The sequence below is a fragment of the Enterococcus sp. AZ167 genome (assembly GCF_051714025.1).
Lineage (GTDB): Bacteria > Bacillota > Bacilli > Lactobacillales > Enterococcaceae > Enterococcus_D > Enterococcus_D casseliflavus.
In genome coordinates, this window is the sequence record NZ_JBIORB010000001.1 from 339,485 (window position 1) to 355,415 (window position 15,931).

Annotated in this window: 14 protein-coding genes; 13 read left to right on the forward strand and 1 reads right to left on the reverse strand. The window is 41.5% G+C overall.

The window, feature by feature from the left end:
• Positions 1-105: 105 nt before the first annotated feature.
• From IGJ05_RS01620 to IGJ05_RS01635, 4 genes are all read left to right on the forward strand, one after another.
• Entirely contained in the window at positions 106-1,734 is a 1,629-nt protein-coding gene (locus IGJ05_RS01620) for a PTS transporter subunit EIIC (protein WP_115232480.1), read from the forward strand.
• On the forward strand, positions 1,734-3,065 hold the full coding sequence (locus tag IGJ05_RS01625; protein ID WP_034858513.1) for a 6-phospho-alpha-glucosidase: 1,332 nt from the start codon (positions 1,734-1,736) through the stop codon (positions 3,063-3,065). The genes IGJ05_RS01620 and IGJ05_RS01625 overlap by 1 nt, the downstream gene beginning before the upstream one ends.
• A gap of 232 nt (positions 3,066-3,297) precedes the next feature.
• Positions 3,298-3,750, forward strand: a complete 453-nt coding sequence (tnpA, locus tag IGJ05_RS01630; RefSeq protein ID WP_010750015.1) for an IS200/IS605 family transposase — start codon at positions 3,298-3,300, stop codon at positions 3,748-3,750.
• A 263-nt stretch (positions 3,751-4,013) separates the two neighbouring features.
• Positions 4,014-5,387, forward strand: coding sequence for a gluconokinase (locus IGJ05_RS01635; protein ID WP_266167097.1), 1,374 nt, complete (start codon positions 4,014-4,016; stop codon positions 5,385-5,387).
• A gap of 18 nt (positions 5,388-5,405) precedes the next feature.
• Here IGJ05_RS01635 and IGJ05_RS01640 read toward each other — a convergent pair whose 3' ends face one another.
• A complete protein-coding gene (locus tag IGJ05_RS01640) occupies positions 5,406-6,146 on the reverse strand; it encodes a MurR/RpiR family transcriptional regulator (RefSeq protein WP_266167098.1) in 741 nt (246 codons plus the stop codon).
• Between the two features lie 151 nt (positions 6,147-6,297).
• Between IGJ05_RS01640 and IGJ05_RS01645 the strand changes: the two genes are divergently transcribed.
• The 9 genes from IGJ05_RS01645 (at position 6,298) to IGJ05_RS01685 (ending at position 15,819) form a co-directional block, all read left to right on the forward strand.
• Positions 6,298-7,050 (forward strand): IclR family transcriptional regulator, encoded by a 753-nt coding sequence (locus tag IGJ05_RS01645; protein WP_016610978.1) that lies wholly within the window; start codon positions 6,298-6,300, stop codon positions 7,048-7,050.
• A gap of 110 nt (positions 7,051-7,160) precedes the next feature.
• Complete coding sequence (locus IGJ05_RS01650) at positions 7,161-7,808, forward strand: bifunctional 4-hydroxy-2-oxoglutarate aldolase/2-dehydro-3-deoxy-phosphogluconate aldolase (RefSeq protein WP_005229908.1); 648 nt, start codon at positions 7,161-7,163, stop codon at positions 7,806-7,808.
• Between the two features lies 1 nt (position 7,809).
• Positions 7,810-8,808 (forward strand): sugar kinase, encoded by a 999-nt coding sequence (locus IGJ05_RS01655; protein ID WP_167822030.1) that lies wholly within the window; start codon positions 7,810-7,812, stop codon positions 8,806-8,808.
• Positions 8,809-8,820: 12 nt separating this feature from the next.
• Positions 8,821-9,663: a 5-dehydro-4-deoxy-D-glucuronate isomerase gene (gene kduI, locus IGJ05_RS01660; RefSeq protein WP_005229915.1), complete on the forward strand. Its 843-nt coding sequence runs from the start codon at positions 8,821-8,823 to the stop codon at positions 9,661-9,663.
• 22 nt (positions 9,664-9,685) lie between these two features.
• Positions 9,686-10,492 carry a gluconate 5-dehydrogenase gene (locus tag IGJ05_RS01665; protein ID WP_005229917.1) on the forward strand — a complete coding sequence of 269 codons (807 nt, stop codon included), beginning with the start codon at positions 9,686-9,688 and terminating at the stop codon, positions 10,490-10,492.
• A 138-nt stretch (positions 10,493-10,630) separates the two neighbouring features.
• Positions 10,631-13,369, forward strand: a complete 2,739-nt coding sequence (locus tag IGJ05_RS01670; protein ID WP_266167100.1) for a sigma 54-interacting transcriptional regulator — start codon at positions 10,631-10,633, stop codon at positions 13,367-13,369.
• A gap of 261 nt (positions 13,370-13,630) precedes the next feature.
• Positions 13,631-14,119 (forward strand): PTS system mannose/fructose/N-acetylgalactosamine-transporter subunit IIB, encoded by a 489-nt coding sequence (locus IGJ05_RS01675; protein ID WP_016621199.1) that lies wholly within the window; start codon positions 13,631-13,633, stop codon positions 14,117-14,119.
• A 4-nt stretch (positions 14,120-14,123) separates the two neighbouring features.
• Positions 14,124-14,984, forward strand: a complete 861-nt coding sequence (locus tag IGJ05_RS01680) for a PTS mannose/fructose/sorbose/N-acetylgalactosamine transporter subunit IIC (protein WP_016621198.1) — start codon at positions 14,124-14,126, stop codon at positions 14,982-14,984.
• Positions 14,977-15,819 (forward strand): PTS system mannose/fructose/sorbose family transporter subunit IID, encoded by an 843-nt coding sequence (locus IGJ05_RS01685; RefSeq protein WP_016621197.1) that lies wholly within the window; start codon positions 14,977-14,979, stop codon positions 15,817-15,819. Before IGJ05_RS01680 ends, IGJ05_RS01685 begins: the two co-directional genes overlap by 8 nt.
• Positions 15,820-15,931: the final 112 nt, after the last annotated feature.

The window sequence follows — 15,931 nt, forward strand, 5'->3', positions numbered from 1 at the left end:
TGTTCCAATCTTTGAAACGCATTGAATTGAAAGCGTTTGCTATTCTATTAGTAACAAATGTTTCCTATAATGAACCTACAAATCAACTACAAAGGAGTTTCCTCAATGAAAGAAAAAGTGATGGATGCGATGCAGAAATTCTCCAAGGCAATGTTTGTGCCCGTTTTGATTTTGCCGATCGCAGGGATATTGATTGCCGTTGGGAATGTGTTTACAAATGTCCGCTTGCTTGAGCAGTTTCCTTTTTTGGATAATCCGATAACCACCGGTTTTGGTAGTATCTTATCCGCTTCCTTATTACCGATTTTAACCAATTTAGGCATTATTTTTTGTGTTGGGATCGCTCTAGGGCTAGCCAATAAGAAAAAGGCTGAAGCGGGATTTACCGCGTTGTTGGGATATTTCGTCTTCTTAAATGCCATGAACAAATTCATGGAGCTTCGGGGGATGTTGGTTCCAGCCGATGCGCTTCAAGGTTCAGGGCAAGCGATCGTTTTAGGGATCCAAGTGCTGGATATGGGGGTCTTTCTTGGCATCATTTTAGGAATCGTCGTGGCTTTGGTCCACAATCGTTTCATCGATACGAGCTTTAACAATGCCTTTCAAGTTTATGGTGGCGCGCGCTTCGTCTTTATTGTCTTGATTCCGGTCGTCGTGTTATTAGCCATCGTTTCCACGTTTGTATGGCCAGTAATACAAACTGGCATCGACGGTTTAGGCGGCATCATTCAACAAACGGGCAACTTTGGTATCTTCTTGTATGGTACGCTAGAACGCTTATTGATACCAACTGGCTTGCATCACTTGATCTACACGCCGTTTTTGTATACTTCATTAGGCGGTGTCGCAGAAGTTGGCGGTCAAGTCTTTGAAGGGGCACGGAATATTTATTTTGCGGAAATTGCTGACCCAGCAGTCCGCGTATTATCGCAAAGTGTCATTTGGGACGCTCGTGGGATCTCAAAAATGTTTGGACTGATCGGTGCCTGTTTGGCGATGTATCAAACGGCAAAACCAGAAAATAAAGTCAAAGTCAAAGCCATTTTGATTCCCGCAGTTGTGACTTCCTTTATTGCAGGTGTGACTGAACCGATCGAATTTTCTTTTATGTTCGTAGCACCAGTTTTGTTCGTCATTCATTCTGCCCTTAGCGGCTTGAGCATGGTGGCGTTAAATCTCTTTGGTTCTCGCGCCATCGGACCGAATGGCTTCATCGACTTTCTTTTGTACAACTTGCCCTTAGGGATCGAGAAAACTCGCTGGCCAGTGTACTTGATCGTCGGGGTCGTCTTCTTCTTTCTTTATTACTTCTTGTTCCGCTTTTTGATCACGAAACTGAATTTGAAAACGGTCGGGCGTGAAGAAGAAGGGGCAGAGACCAAACTGTATTCGAAGAAAGAGTACAAAGAAAAACAACTTGCTGGAGCAGGTGTCGGGGTCATGGCGAGTGACCAAGCCGCCCCTAGTCCAACTAGTGAAACAAGTATCTCAGCAATCATCACCAAAGCGCTAGGTGGCGATGACAATATCAAAACCATCGACAACTGCTATACCCGCTTACGTTTAAAACTAAAGGATCCTGAACTCGTGGATGAAGCACTGCTAAAAGACGAAACACAAGCCAAAGGCGTGATCAAAAATGGTGAAAATGTCCATGTCGTCTATGGGTTGACCGTGCCGAAAGTGCGGGAAGAGTTAGAAAATTATCTTGGAAGAGAAGGAGAGATTGAATGATGAAAAATTTTTCAGTAGTGATCGCAGGGGGCGGCAGTACTTTTACCCCGGGAATCGTTATGATGCTGCTTGACAATCAAGAACGCTTTCCTTTAAGAAAGCTGAAACTATACGACAATGATGAAGCACGCCAAGCGATCCTTGGTGAAGCCCTAGCGATTTTATTAAAAGAACAAGCACCGCAAATCGAATTTTCGTTTACGACGGATCCTGAAGAAGCCTTCAGCGATGTCGATTTCTGTATGGCGCATATCCGAGTAGGAAAGTATGACATGCGGGAAAAAGATGAAAAAGTCCCCTTGCGTCATGGCGTATTTGGCCAAGAAACCTGTGGACCAGGAGGGATCGCTTATGGGATGCGCAGCATCACTGGTATGCTGGAGATCATTGATTACATGGAAAAATATTCCCCCGATTGTTGGATGCTGAATTATTCCAATCCAGCTGCAATCGTAGCTGAAGCGTGTCGGGTCTTGCGTCCGAAATCAAAGGTTCTGAATATCTGTGACATGCCCGTGGGCACGTTGCGTCGCATGTCGCAAATCATTGGCAAACAGCCAGAGGAACTAGAAGTTCGCTACTTTGGCTTGAATCATTTTGGCTGGTGGACCAGCGTCAAAGACAAAGAAGGCACGGAGTACATTCAAACCATTCGTGACTACGTTGCAGAACACGGCTATTTGACGCAGATCGAAGTGGATACCCAACATACTGACCCAAGTTGGCAAGACACCCACAAAAAAGCCAAAGACCTCTTGGCGCTCACACCAGAATATCTGCCAAATACGTACTTGAAGTATTATTTATACCCAGATTACGTCTACGAACACATGAAAGAACATCCAGAGTATACGCGTTCCAATGAAGTGATGGAAGGACGGGAAAAACGAGTGTTCGATCATGCCAAAAAGATCACTGCCCAAGGCTCTGCTGAAGGGATCGCCTTTGAGATTGATGCCCATGCAACCTTTATCGTTGATTTGGCACGCGCCATCGCTTTTAATACGCATGAGCGAATGGTCATGATTGTGGAAAACAACGGCGCGATTGCGAACTTCCCGGATGATGCCATGGTGGAAGTGCCATGTATCGTCGGTTCTGATGGACCAGAAGCTCTCGCTCAAGGAAAAATTCCTGCCTTCCAACAAGCGCTCATGTTCCAGCAGGTGACTGTGGAAAAATTAGTGGTCGAAGCATATGTGGAAAAGAGCTATCAAAAAATGTGGCAAGCGTTAAGCCTTTCCAAAACGATTCCTAGCGCAAAAGTAGCCAAAGAGTTGCTCGATGATTTGGTCTCGGAAAATGGTGATTACTGGCCAGGATTGTCTTGATTTGTTTCACATTTGCGAAACATTCTCTGGTTGGATAACTGAAAGAGGAAGATTCTCCAAGAATCTTTCTCTTTTTTGATTATTGACTTTAGTCAGTTTCGTTCGCGTAGCGTACGAAACAAAAAAACCGCGCGTTTCTACGCGTGGACGAAATAGCTTTAGCGATAAAAAACTCCTTTCGATATACTAATAGTGGCTACCAACCGCATATCAGATCGAAAGGAGTTTTTTTATGTCTAACGACGATAAAAGTTTAGCACATACCAGATGGAATTGTAAGTATCACATAGTCTTCACCCCGAAGTATCGACGAAAAGTGATTTATGGAAAGTTAAGAGTAAGTATTAATCAGATATTAAGAAAATTGTATGAGATGAAAGATGTTGAAATCATTGAAGCTCATGCCATGCCTGACCATATTCATATGTTAGTAAGAATACCACCAAAGATTAGTATTTCTAGTTTTATGGGCTACTTAAAAGGACGAAGTGCAACCTTAATCCATGAAAAACATGCGAATTTGAAATATAAGTATGGGAATAAAAGCTTTTGGTCCAAAGGATACTACGTGAGTACGGTTGGGTTAAATCAAAAAACAATTGAAAAATATATTCGAGAACAAGAAGCAGATGATCGAATAAGAGATAGTATAAGTAAACAAGAGTATGTAGATCCATTTAAATAGTTAAAGAGAGATAGGGCTGTGAGCGGTTGGTGGTCATTTAAAAAGCCCCTTTTAAGGGGCTAGCGAGTGGTGAGCCCTTCTAGGGCTGTTAAAAAGCCACCCGTTTCACGGGTGGATATTTACTTTTGTTGTGGAAGGATAATTCTCTGAAGAAAATCACCACGAAACGTCTTATCAACAAAATGATCAGACAGGTATACTAGAATATGCCACTAACTATGGTAGAATAAAGCTAATTGAATCAGATGAGAGGGAGCAATGCGATGTTTTTAGGGATTGATATCGGCACGACAGCCATAAAATTTGGGGTCATTGAAGATCGGAAAATCATTTACTCACAGTCATTACCAATCAAAACCCATAGCCACGGGTTAAAACAGACCCAATCAGCGACCCAGATCAGTAGCCAATTGATCAGTGGTGTCACAACGATTCCCGCTCAATTAAAAGCGGCAATCACAGTGATCGGGTTCAGTACCGCCATGCACAGTTTGATGCCAGTGGCTGGTGAGACAGCAGAAGAGATTTACATTTGGTCAGACAATCAAGCGAGTCAAACGATGACGGCCTTTCGTCAAACGGATCTGGCGGCAACGTTTTATGAAGAGACAGGGACCCCGATCCATGCGATGTCTCCCTTTGCGAAACTGGCTTATTTTCAAACGAATGGTTCATATTCCAAAGAGACGAAATGGTTTGGCTTAAAAGAACTAGCAATGGCGTTGTTTACCGGACAAGCACGGATCGATTATAGTACCGCATCGGCGACCGGTCTTTTTTCTTTGAAAGAAAAGCAATGGAGTCAAAAGATTCTCAATTATTTATCCCTTTCAAAAGCCCAGTTAGCGCCTTTATGTGCACCGACTGATCGTTTTTTGATTACCGAGGAGATGGCGCAGCGGTGTGGCTTGAAGCCTGAGGTAGAAGTGATGTGTGGGGCTAGCGATGGGTGTTTAGCAGCATATGCTGGCTATATTTCTACTGGGATCCGCAACAGCTTGACGATCGGAACCAGTGCGGCGGTTCGTAAAGTAAGTGAGACCACCGTCTTTGATCGCCAAAAACAAAATTTTTGCTACTATCTGCAAGATGACCTCTATGTCGTAGGGGCACCTTCAAACAATGGTGGCTGTGTCCTTGCTTGGGCAAAAGAGACCTTATCAGAAGATCCTGATGCGTTTTATCATTATCTGCCTCAAGTCATGGAGGAGTCGCCGATCGGCAGTAACGGCTTACGTTTTTTCCCCTATTTAAACGGGGAGCGGGCACCTTTTTGGACAAATGAGATCACAGGCGGCTTTTCTGGCTTGACCCTGAAACACAATCGCTCAGACATGTTGCGGGCAGTCATCGAAGGCATGCTGATGAACATCGATTTATTAAAGCAAATGGCGCAGTTGGAAGGGGCAGTCACTGTAAGTGGTGGTTTCTTTCAAACAAAACTTTTAGGTCAAATGACCGCGGATGTGTTGGGGCTGACCTGTTATCTTTCCGATGAAAACGAACCGATATTCGGCTTGTATGATTTATACAAAAGCTCTGTTGTGCGGCAAGATCAACCAGATGAAAAATTTGTTCCTGATCTGCAGAACCAAGCGCTCTATCAAGAATTGGCAAAAACCTATTTTCAAGCATAAGCAAAAACCAGCAATCCACTAGGGTTGCTGGTTTTCTTTTTCAACATGGGTAAAAGCGTCGACGATATATTCCATCAATAAGAGCAGTTTACCAAAGAAGCTAGTGTACTGGATGTTTTGGGTGTCGTAGGGACGTTCATCGGTCACTTCAAAGGAAAAGGTCGCTAGTTGATTGGCGCGATGATCACCGTTCCCGCAAAACAAAACAGTTGGTATGTGATGTTCATTGGCTAATGCCATCTTTTCCAGCACTTTTTGTGTTTCGCCAGATTTAGAGATGGTGATCAGCATACTGATGTTCTCGATGTTGTTACTAATGATCCCACCTGAGTCAGAAGCACTGACTAATAAGGTTTTGATGCCGTTGACAAGCATTTTTTTGTGGAGGTATTCTGCCACGATCCCAGAAAAACCTGTTGCATAAATCGTAATAAACTTGTTCTTGTTTCGTCCATAGATTTCTTTGATCGCATCCATCGTATCTGCAATACTGGCAGCGTCAATTTGGTAATCGATGGCGGCTTCAGTGATCGTCTGATTTTTCAAGCGATTCTTTAAGAAGTAAAGTAGCTCTAGATAGCCAGAAAAACCCAATTTTTGCGCAAGCCGCACGATGGTTGCGGGGGAAGTGTAGATCGCTTTAGCGATTTCTCTTAAGGGCAGTCCATCGATCGCAGCGGTATTTGCAAGCAAATAATCAAGAATTTGCAGCTCATTGTCAGTCAATTTTTTTCCTTTGATCAATACATTTAAGTCCATTGTTCGGCACTCCTTTGTCTTGTCTTCATCATACAATGAATAACGACAGAAAGTAAAATGGGAATCGCGTCATGCTGATATATAGGAAAAAAGATTGTGCATTTCCTAAAAAGATATTATAATTTCTTATATAGAAAATAAAGGTGGAGAAATGATGACGCAAAAACCATATGGAACCGTACTACTAAAAGCAGCAACCATTTTAGATTATCTCGCAGAAGCGCCAAGTAAACCATTGCAAGAAATTTCCGAAGCAACGAAACTAACCCCATCCACAGCTTTGAAAATATTAGAAACGCTGCAAATGATCGGCTATGTCAAACGCGACAAAGAGAAGAATTATCGCTTAGGGTCTAAGCTGATCAAGTATGCCAATCAAAACATTCAAGAGCTTGATTTAGTGGAAATCAGCTTGCCTTACTTGGAAGCATTGCAGAAAACGGCGGATGAAACGATCCACTTAGGGGTCTTGACTGCCAATGAGATTCTTTATGTCAATAAATTGGAGCCCCACAATCAAACGATCCGCATGTCTTCAAAAGTAGGGATCACAAGACCGTTGTATAGCTCTGCCATGGGGAAAGCCGTTTTAGCGGAGTTTGATGCCCCTCAAGTGGAAGAATATTTGGCAGCAACGCCTTTAACCGCTTATACGGAAAACACCATTACGAACCAGTTGAAGTTGAAGAAAGAATTGGAACAGGCAAAAGAAAACCAAGTAGCGTTTGATGATGAAGAAATGGAACAAGAAATCTATTGCATCGGTGCCTCACTGATAAAAGATCAGGAGATCGTTGGGGCGTTTTCTATCAGCCTACCGAAATACCGCTTGACCCCAGAATACAAAACGACATTGATCGATGCGATTATTGCGACAAAACAACAAATTGAACAAGCATTATAAACTTTTTAGTGGAAAGCCCTTGCAAATAAAAACGAGAACGGTATAATAAACGTGTAAGTTTCTTTATAATAAATACCATTTTCCAAATAGGAAATAAATGGAGGGTCTCAATGAAAAAAGTAGCGAATTTAATGAAACTAAAAGAAAGCGGCGTGATCGCTGTTGTGCGTGGCGCTTCAAAAGAAGAAGCGTTACAAGCAAGTAAAGCGATCGTTGCAGGGGGGATCACTGGCATTGAGTTGACTTTTACAGTGCCTCAAGCGGCAGATGTAATCGCTGAATTAGTAGCAACCTTCAAAGATAATCCAGAGGTAGTCGTTGGTGCGGGGACCGTTCTTGATGCAGTGACCGCTCGCTTAGCGATCATGGCAGGAGCACAATATGTGGTAAGCCCAACCTTTGATCAAGAAACAGCTGAATTATGTAATTTATATCAAATCCCGTATCTGCCTGGTTGCATGACCATTTCAGAAATGAAGGACGCCTTAAAAGCAGGCGCAGATATCATTAAACTATTCCCGGGTAGTGCGTATGGACCAAGTATCATCTCGGCCTTCAAAGCGCCATTGCCACAATTAAACATTATGCCGACCGGTGGTGTCAGCTTAGACAACATGCAAGAATGGTTTGCGGCGGGTGTCGTAGCCGTTGGTGTAGGGGGCAATTTGTTAGCGCCAGCAGCAAGTGGGGATTTTGACAAAGTAACAGAAGTAGCGAAACAATATGCGGCAAAATTAAAAGAGATTCGAGGAAAGTAAGATGGCAAACATTCTGACACTAGGAGAAATCATGTTGCGTCTATCGACAACGTTAGGCGACCGAATCGCCCATAGTTCGATGTTTGCTGCCCATTATGGCGGTGGAGAAGCCAATGTTGCGATTTCCTTAGCGAATTTTGGTCATCGCGTTTCTTTTGCTAGTAAAGTGCCTGAGAATGCTTTAGGAGACGCCGTTTTTCATCATTTACGAAGCTATGGCGTCGATTGTCGCCACTTGCTTCGTGGCGGTTCCCGACTAGGTACTTACTATATTGAAACCGGTATCGGGGAACGAGCAGCGCGAGTGGTTTATGATCGCGCAGGCTCTAGCTTTGCTCAAATGAAAGAAAATGAGTGGCAATCTGACCTTTTTGATGGGGTTGACATTGTTCACCTTTCAGGGATCACGCCCGCTCTTTCAACGACTTGGCAGACACTTTTACTGACGTTGATCAAAGAAGCGAAAGCAGCTGGTTGTAAAATCAGTTTCGATATCAATTATCGTGGAAAGCTGTGGACGACCGCTGAAGCGCGCGTCTTTTTGCAAGAAGTGCTTCCTTATGTCGATTATTGCTCGGCAGGACAGTTAGATGCCCAAGTCTTTATGGATGTATCAGCTCCAACAGAGGAAGTCGAAGATGACTACTATTATCAAGAAATGCATCGGAAATACCCAAATATCCAGCTCTTTTATTCAACTAGTCGTCAGGTGCTCTCAGCAAGTCACAATCAATTGACAGGAAGCCTATGGCACAACGGCAATTATGTCGTTTCTGCTACCCATGAGATCAATCCAATCGTTGATCGCGTCGGCGGCGGCGATGCCTTTTCAGCTGGTGTCCTACATGGTCTTGTCACGAAGAAACAAGACCAAGAAATCATTGATTTTGCCACTGCAGCATCTGCTTTGAAACATACGATCCATGGCGACTGTAATCAGTTTAGCGCCAATGAGATACAAGAATTTATTGCAACAGGTTCAGGAAAAATTATCCGATAGGAGGAATAAAACATGCAACATATGGAAACACGCTATACCCATAGTCCACTTGATATTCGTCACTATAGTACCGAGGAATTACGCAGAGAATTTTTGGTAGAGAAAATTTTCACACCAGGACAAATCATGCTGACCTATACCCACAATGATCGCATGATCTTTGGCGGAGTGACACCGACGGAAGAAGCGTTAGAAGTGCAATTAAGCAGCGAATTAGGGGTGGAATACTTCTTAGAACGTCGCGAATTGGGCGTCATCAATATTGGAGGACCTGGTGCGATCACAATCGATGGCCAAAAAGAACCAATGAAAAAACAAGACGGTTACTATATCGGCAAGGAAACCAAACAAGTCTTGTTCCACTCAGATGATCCAGCAAATCCAGCGAAATTCTATCTATCTTGCGTGCCAGCACATAAGAAATACCCAAATGTAAAAATCAGTATCGATCAAGTCACACCAATGGAGACAGGCGAGGGCTTGACATTAAATGAACGGAAAATTTATCAATACATTCACCCAAATGTTTGTGAAAGCTGTCAATTACAAATGGGGTACACGATCTTAGAACCAGGCAGTGCTTGGAATACGATGCCGAGTCATACCCATGAACGTCGGATGGAAGCATATGTGTATTTTGATTTTGCCAACGAAGACACAAAAGTGTTCCATATGATGGGCAAACCAGATGAAACGAAGCATTTAGTCGTTAGTGAAGAACAGGCAGTTATTTCTCCAAGCTGGTCGATCCATTCGGGTGTTGGAACCAGTAATTACTCCTTTATCTGGGCAATGTGTGGCGAAAATATCACCTATACCGACATGGATATGGTGGCAATGGACGACTTAAAATAAAAAGAAAGAGGGTTTATCAATTATGGATTTTTCAATGGATCAATTTCGTTTAGATGGTAAGATCGCATTAGTGACTGGAGCTGTCTATGGGATCGGTTTTACGATCGCTCGTTCATTAGCAGCAGCGGGAGCAACGATCGTTTTTAACAACTTGGATCAAGAATCAGTGGATAAAGGATTAGCAAACTATCGTGAAGCAGGGATCGAAGCCCACGGCTATGTCTGTGATGTAACGGATGAAAAAGCAGTCAACGAAATGGTCAAGCAGATCGAAGAAGAAGTTGGCGTGATCGATATCTTAGTCAATAATGCTGGGATCATCAAACGAATTCCGATGTTGGAGATGTCTGCTGAAGACTTCCGCCAAGTCGTTGACGTGGACTTGAACGCTCCATTTATCGTTTCAAAAGCAGTCTTACCGTCAATGATCAAAAAAGGACATGGAAAAATCATCAACATTTGCTCAATGATGAGTGAATTGGGAAGAGAAACGGTGGCTGGTTACGCAGCGGCTAAAGGCGGCTTGAAAATGTTGACGAAAAACATTTGTGCTGAATTTGGTTCAGCTAACATTCAATGTAATGGGATCGGACCTGGTTATATTGCAACACCGCAAACCGCACCATTACGAGAAATCCAACCAGACGGTTCTCGTCACCCATTTGATCAATTTATCGTAGCGAAAACACCTGCTGCCCGTTGGGGTGAGCCAGAAGATTTAGCAGGACCAACGGTTTTCTTAGCTTCTGAGGCATCAAACTTTGTCAATGGCCATGTCTTATATGTAGACGGCGGTATCTTGGCGTATATCGGGAAACAACCTGAATAAAACAATCGTAAGGAGGCAGAATTCTTTTTGAATTGCTGTCTCCTTTGTTGTAGACTGTAAGGGCTACAAGAAGATAATAGAACACGTAGCAAAGAAGAATAAAGACTTTTGTAAAAAGTTTTGAATAGAGGGGAAAAGATGTCAAAAGAAAGAGTTTTGACTGTTTTGAAGGAGCATACGAATCAAGTTGAAAAAATTGCACCAAGTGAGACCTTAACGACAGAAGGGATTTCCGAAAAAGTCGGTATTCAAAGAAATACCACGAGCCAATACTTGAACGAATTAGTAAAAGAAGAACGGGTCCTTAAGATTCGTAGTAGACCGGCAATCTTTTATGACAAAACAGTTTTTTCTGAACGCTTTTTTACGCCAAAACAGACCGTCTACGATACCTATGAAGAGCTTCTAAATGAAACAAAAAATCAAGAGCAGGGAAATGATGTTTTTTCGACATTGATCGGAAATCGTTCAAGTTTGCAGCGAGTGATCGATCAAATCAAAGCTGCCTCATTTTATCCCGACACAGGACTGCCAATCATGCTTCATGGAGAAACCGGTGTTGGTAAGAGTTTACTCGCAAAAAAGATGCATGAATTTTGCGTTGAAAAAAAGCTCATTGGAGAAACTGCCCCCTTTTTAGAATTAAATTGTGCGCAGTACTATCATAATCAAGAGTTATTGAGTAGTATCTTATTTGGCTATAAAAAAGGTGCATTCACTGGAGCAAACGAAGAACAAGTAGGCCTTTTGGAAGCTGCTGACGGGGGAATCTTATTTTTAGATGAATGCCATCGTTTACCAGCAGAAAGCCAAGAGAAATTATTTACCTTTATGGATAATCAAACCTTTTCGAGAATAGGTGAAGGTAATAAAACCAGAAAAGCGCAGGTCCGTTTGATTTTTGCAACTACGGAAGATATTCAACAACATTTTTTAAGAACATTCATCCGCCGTGTGCCCATCACGGTTCAGATCCCGTCGTTGCAACAACGGACAAAAAAAGAAATTTCTGAATATATCTATACGTTTTTGATTCATGAAAGTCAAAAATTTGCAAAAGAGATCGTCATTACGTCATGGGTCTTGAATCGGTTGTTGTATTTAAATTATCGCGACAATGTCGGTGAATTGAAAAACTTGATCAAGATTATCTGTGCAAATGCGTATAGTCGTCAAAAAAATCACCCCTATGTTTTGATCAATTCCGAGTCAATCGAAAATAGTTTGTTGTCTCGATTTCTTTCTTTGAAAGAAATCGATAATCTAGAAAACAAAGATATCCGCATCACACCCCAAAGCCAAGCCGGTGATTTCATGCACCTAGAAACAGCGGATAGTACGATCATTCATGCAATCTTTAAAGTTTTTGAGAAATTGTTTCAGCAATATGAAAGCGGTGGAATCACTGAAGATTATTTAGTCAAACAGCTTTCTAGAGAAGCCAGCACAGTCGTGGAGATGTTGGTTTACGAGGATGCAGAAGAAAAACCAACCTTGAAGTTATTGCGTAATACAGTCAAGGAACTAGTAAATTTCTTAGAAGCTAGTTTTTTTATCAAAATTCGTGGCAACTCGATTATCGCCCTGACAAGTTATTTGTATAAACGGAATAATTTTATTTTCAATATTCCCAAAATTGACGAAAAGACCATTGATTCGATCGAATCGTTTATGAATGTGCATTTATTGATGGAATCAAAGCTCCTCAATTCTTTATTGGAATTAGTAGAGACAAAGCTTGATGTTACTTTGATGAGAATGGAGAAAATCTTACTGGCTTTTTACTTCAAAGGATTAGGTTTAGAAAGTCAACAAGACGCGATCCGAGGCGTCATTTTGGCCCACGGATTTTCCACTGCTAGCAGTATCGCTGATGTCGTGAATCGTTTTATGAAGGAACACATTTTTGATGCCTTTGATATGCCTTTTAATGTCAGCGTGGATAAAGTCAAAGAATTTATGACGCATTATATAAAAGCCAATGATTGCTCAAAAGGATTGATCGTTTTAGCGGACATGGGTTCACTTATGTTCTTAGCAGATACGTTAGAACCATTGTTAGATGGGCCATTATTGATTATCAATAACGTCACGACACAGCAAGCATTATTTGTGGGTGAAATGATGCAAAATAATTACGACCTTAAGATTATTGGCGATAAAATCAAGGAAGGTCTCTCGATCGAATACAAAGTTACTTATCCGAGAAAGCAAAAGCAGCCACTGCTGATCACTGTTTGTCAGACTGGTCTTGGAACAGCACAGCAGCTGCAATCATTTTTGAAAGCGAGTATCCCTGAAGAAACGAAGTTTGAGATCGAAGCGGTAGATTACCATTACTTGAAAAAGTATGGAAAGAAGAATGGTCTATTTCAACAATATGATGTGCAAGGAATCGTGGGAACAGCTGATCCAGAAATTGATGGTGTCCCATACATCGCTTTAGAAGACTTGATTTCTGGTAAAGGACAAGAAATCATTGATGATATTTTTGTTCTTGTCAAAGATCCGGCCATTCGTAAAGCGATCAATGACAATCTTGTGCGAAATCTATCGATCGAACGGCTGCTTTCGGCGGTGACGATCTTAGATGTCAATAAAGTCATTTCCTATATTGACCAAGGATTTGTTAGTTTGGAGCGGCACTTACAGCTTCAATTATCCAACAGTAAAAAAGCGATATTATATGTACATATCGCAAGCTTAGTAGAACGTCTGATCCGAAATCAAGAAGTCCCAATTTACCAAGGAGATCCGAGCAAGTTTATGGAAGAAAAAGCAACTATCGCCAAAGCATTAGAGGGCTTAGAGGTGGCTTACAATATCAAAATCAGCGAATACGAGCTAAATTATCTCTGTGAGATTATTTTCGACTGATAAAAATTCTTCTTCGACACTAAAACAATCCATTCCGACAGATGATCAAGTGTTTCGTTTTCACTTTTTTTGCTGGAAAGAATGGATTTTTTTTGTTTTTAAACTAGGAACATTTTTTTATATCAGTAAATAGAAAGCCTTTTATGATAGCGTTTTTATTTCTTCTTGTGAGAAGATGAGCGAAATATTTGTTATCGCCAGAAACTTGGCACAGAAATTGCTTATTAGTAATACGACAAAACAAAAAATGGAGGAAACAATATGATCTCAATGATAAGAATCGATGACCGTCTTGTGCATGGTCAAGTAGCTGTGAAATGGTCGAAGGAGTTGGGGATTAGTCGCATCGTCGTCGTTAGTGATAGTATCGCACAAAACGAAATTCAAGTAAGTGCGTTAAAAATGGCAGGGCCTTCAGGGGTGAAAGTTGCAGTGCTCTCATTAGAAAAAGCGATTGCTATTTTGAATGATCCACGCTCGGAACAATTAAAAATCTTAGTTGTTACAAATGAACCGAAATATGTCGCTGGTCTTGTGCCAAAACTTAAAGAGAAACCAATGTTGAATATGGCAAATTATGGACGGATCGGCGGTAGTCTGTCAGACAAAGAAAAAATCACAGAGACTGTCTATTTATCAGAAGAAGACAAAGAAACACTGAAAGAGATCTTTGATGCTGGGTATGATTTTAGCTATCAACCGTTACCAGATGATACCCCACAATCTTTGAAATCATTAATAGGAGGTTAAACTTATGTTAGTCAATGCGTTAATCGTTGGATTTGTCGTCGCTTTAGCAAAATTTTTGGATTGGTGGGGGTCCACTCAGCTAGCTAGACCTATTTTTATCGTTGCCTTATTAGGAATGCTTCTCGGTCATCCGACTGAAGGAATTATTATGGGTGCTCAGCTGGAATTGATTTTCTTAGGAAATGTTAGTTTAGGAGGCGTTATGCCTTCGGATATTACTTTAGGATCCATTTTTGGTGCTGCATTTGCCATGATCGTTGGTTCGGATTTAAATGTAGCGATCGCACTAGCTGTACCGATCTCCATGTTAGGTACCTTGCTATATTCCGTTATGAAGATGGTTGTCACTTCATTAGTTCCTCGATTTGAAAAACATATCAAGGATCACAATTATCGAGCATTCAGCCGGTTATGGCATATTCAGTTTTGGGGATTTGAACTGTGCTATTTCTTATTAGGTTTTGTCGTTATCCTTTTAGGTGCCGATGCAGTAAAAACGTTTGTTGACTGGTTACCCGAGTGGGTTCAAAGTTCTATGACCGTCGCTTCAACCATGCTACCAGCAATTGGACTTGCTCTACTACTAAAAATGCTATGGCAAAAATCTTTGGCTCCCTATTACTTTTTAGGATTTGCTTTAGGTGCATTCTTTTTCTATCAACGTGCGACCGAAGTCAAAGATGGTGTGATCACAACCCAATCAAGTAGTATCTTGTCTTTAGTACAGATTGCATTTATCGGATTTATCGTTGCAGCATTAGTTGTGATGGCAGAGTTGAGAGCAGCGAAGAATCCAGCTGTCAGCAGTGGTCCAACTGTATCGACCGCAAGTGAAGACGAAGGAGATGACTTTTTCAATGACTAAAAATGATATGCTTAAATTAAACAAAGAAGAACGAAAAATCGTTTCGAAAATGTTCTGGAGAAACCAATATTTAATGTTTTGTACAAGTTATACAAAGCAACAAGGAATTACCTATGGGTGGTTAATGGCACCTTTTTTACAAAAAGTATATGGAAAAGATACCGATGAGTTTTATGAAGCAATGAATCGTAATTTGGATTTCTATAACACCGCACCTGCAATGAATGGCTTTATCTCTGCTTTAGGGTTATCGATGGAAGAAGAGAATAAGGCAATGAAAGACAAAGGAGAGTTTTTTGATGCTACTTCGATCTCTGCATTAAAAACTTCTTTGATGGGTCCATTAGCTGGAATCGGTGATGCGATTTATCTTTCTGTTTTGCGAGTCATTGCAACCGGGATCGCATTAGGGCTCAGTGAACAAGGAAACATTTTAGGACCGATCTTGTTCTTATTAGTCGTAAATGTACCAAACATGCTGATTCGTTGGTTTACAACGGTGTTAGGCTATAAAGCAGGCGGTCAGTTCATCTCAGAGGCACTCAAATCAGGTACCTTTGCGGCAATTACAAAAGGTTCCGCAGTGTTAGGATTGATCATGACGGGAGCAATGACGGCTCAATTTGTAACGTTTAGAACAACTTTTGTTGCAGAATTGTCAGGAACGACCTTCAACCTACAAAATGTGTTTGACTCGATCATGCCAGGTTTATTACCGTTAGCGATCACTATGGGTTGCTTTGCCTACTTGCGTAAACACAATCGTCCTGTTTTAGCATTAGTCGTGATGTTTTTAGCATCAGTCGTTTTGACGATTCTAGGTATTGCAGGATAAGTTGATAGAGAACTTTTCTGGTTGATTCAGAGAAGTTCTCTTAGCTTTTGATCGACATAAATACGTTTGGTCCTCGTTCGAGACAGTTGCAGGCATCATTTTCGAAAAGGAA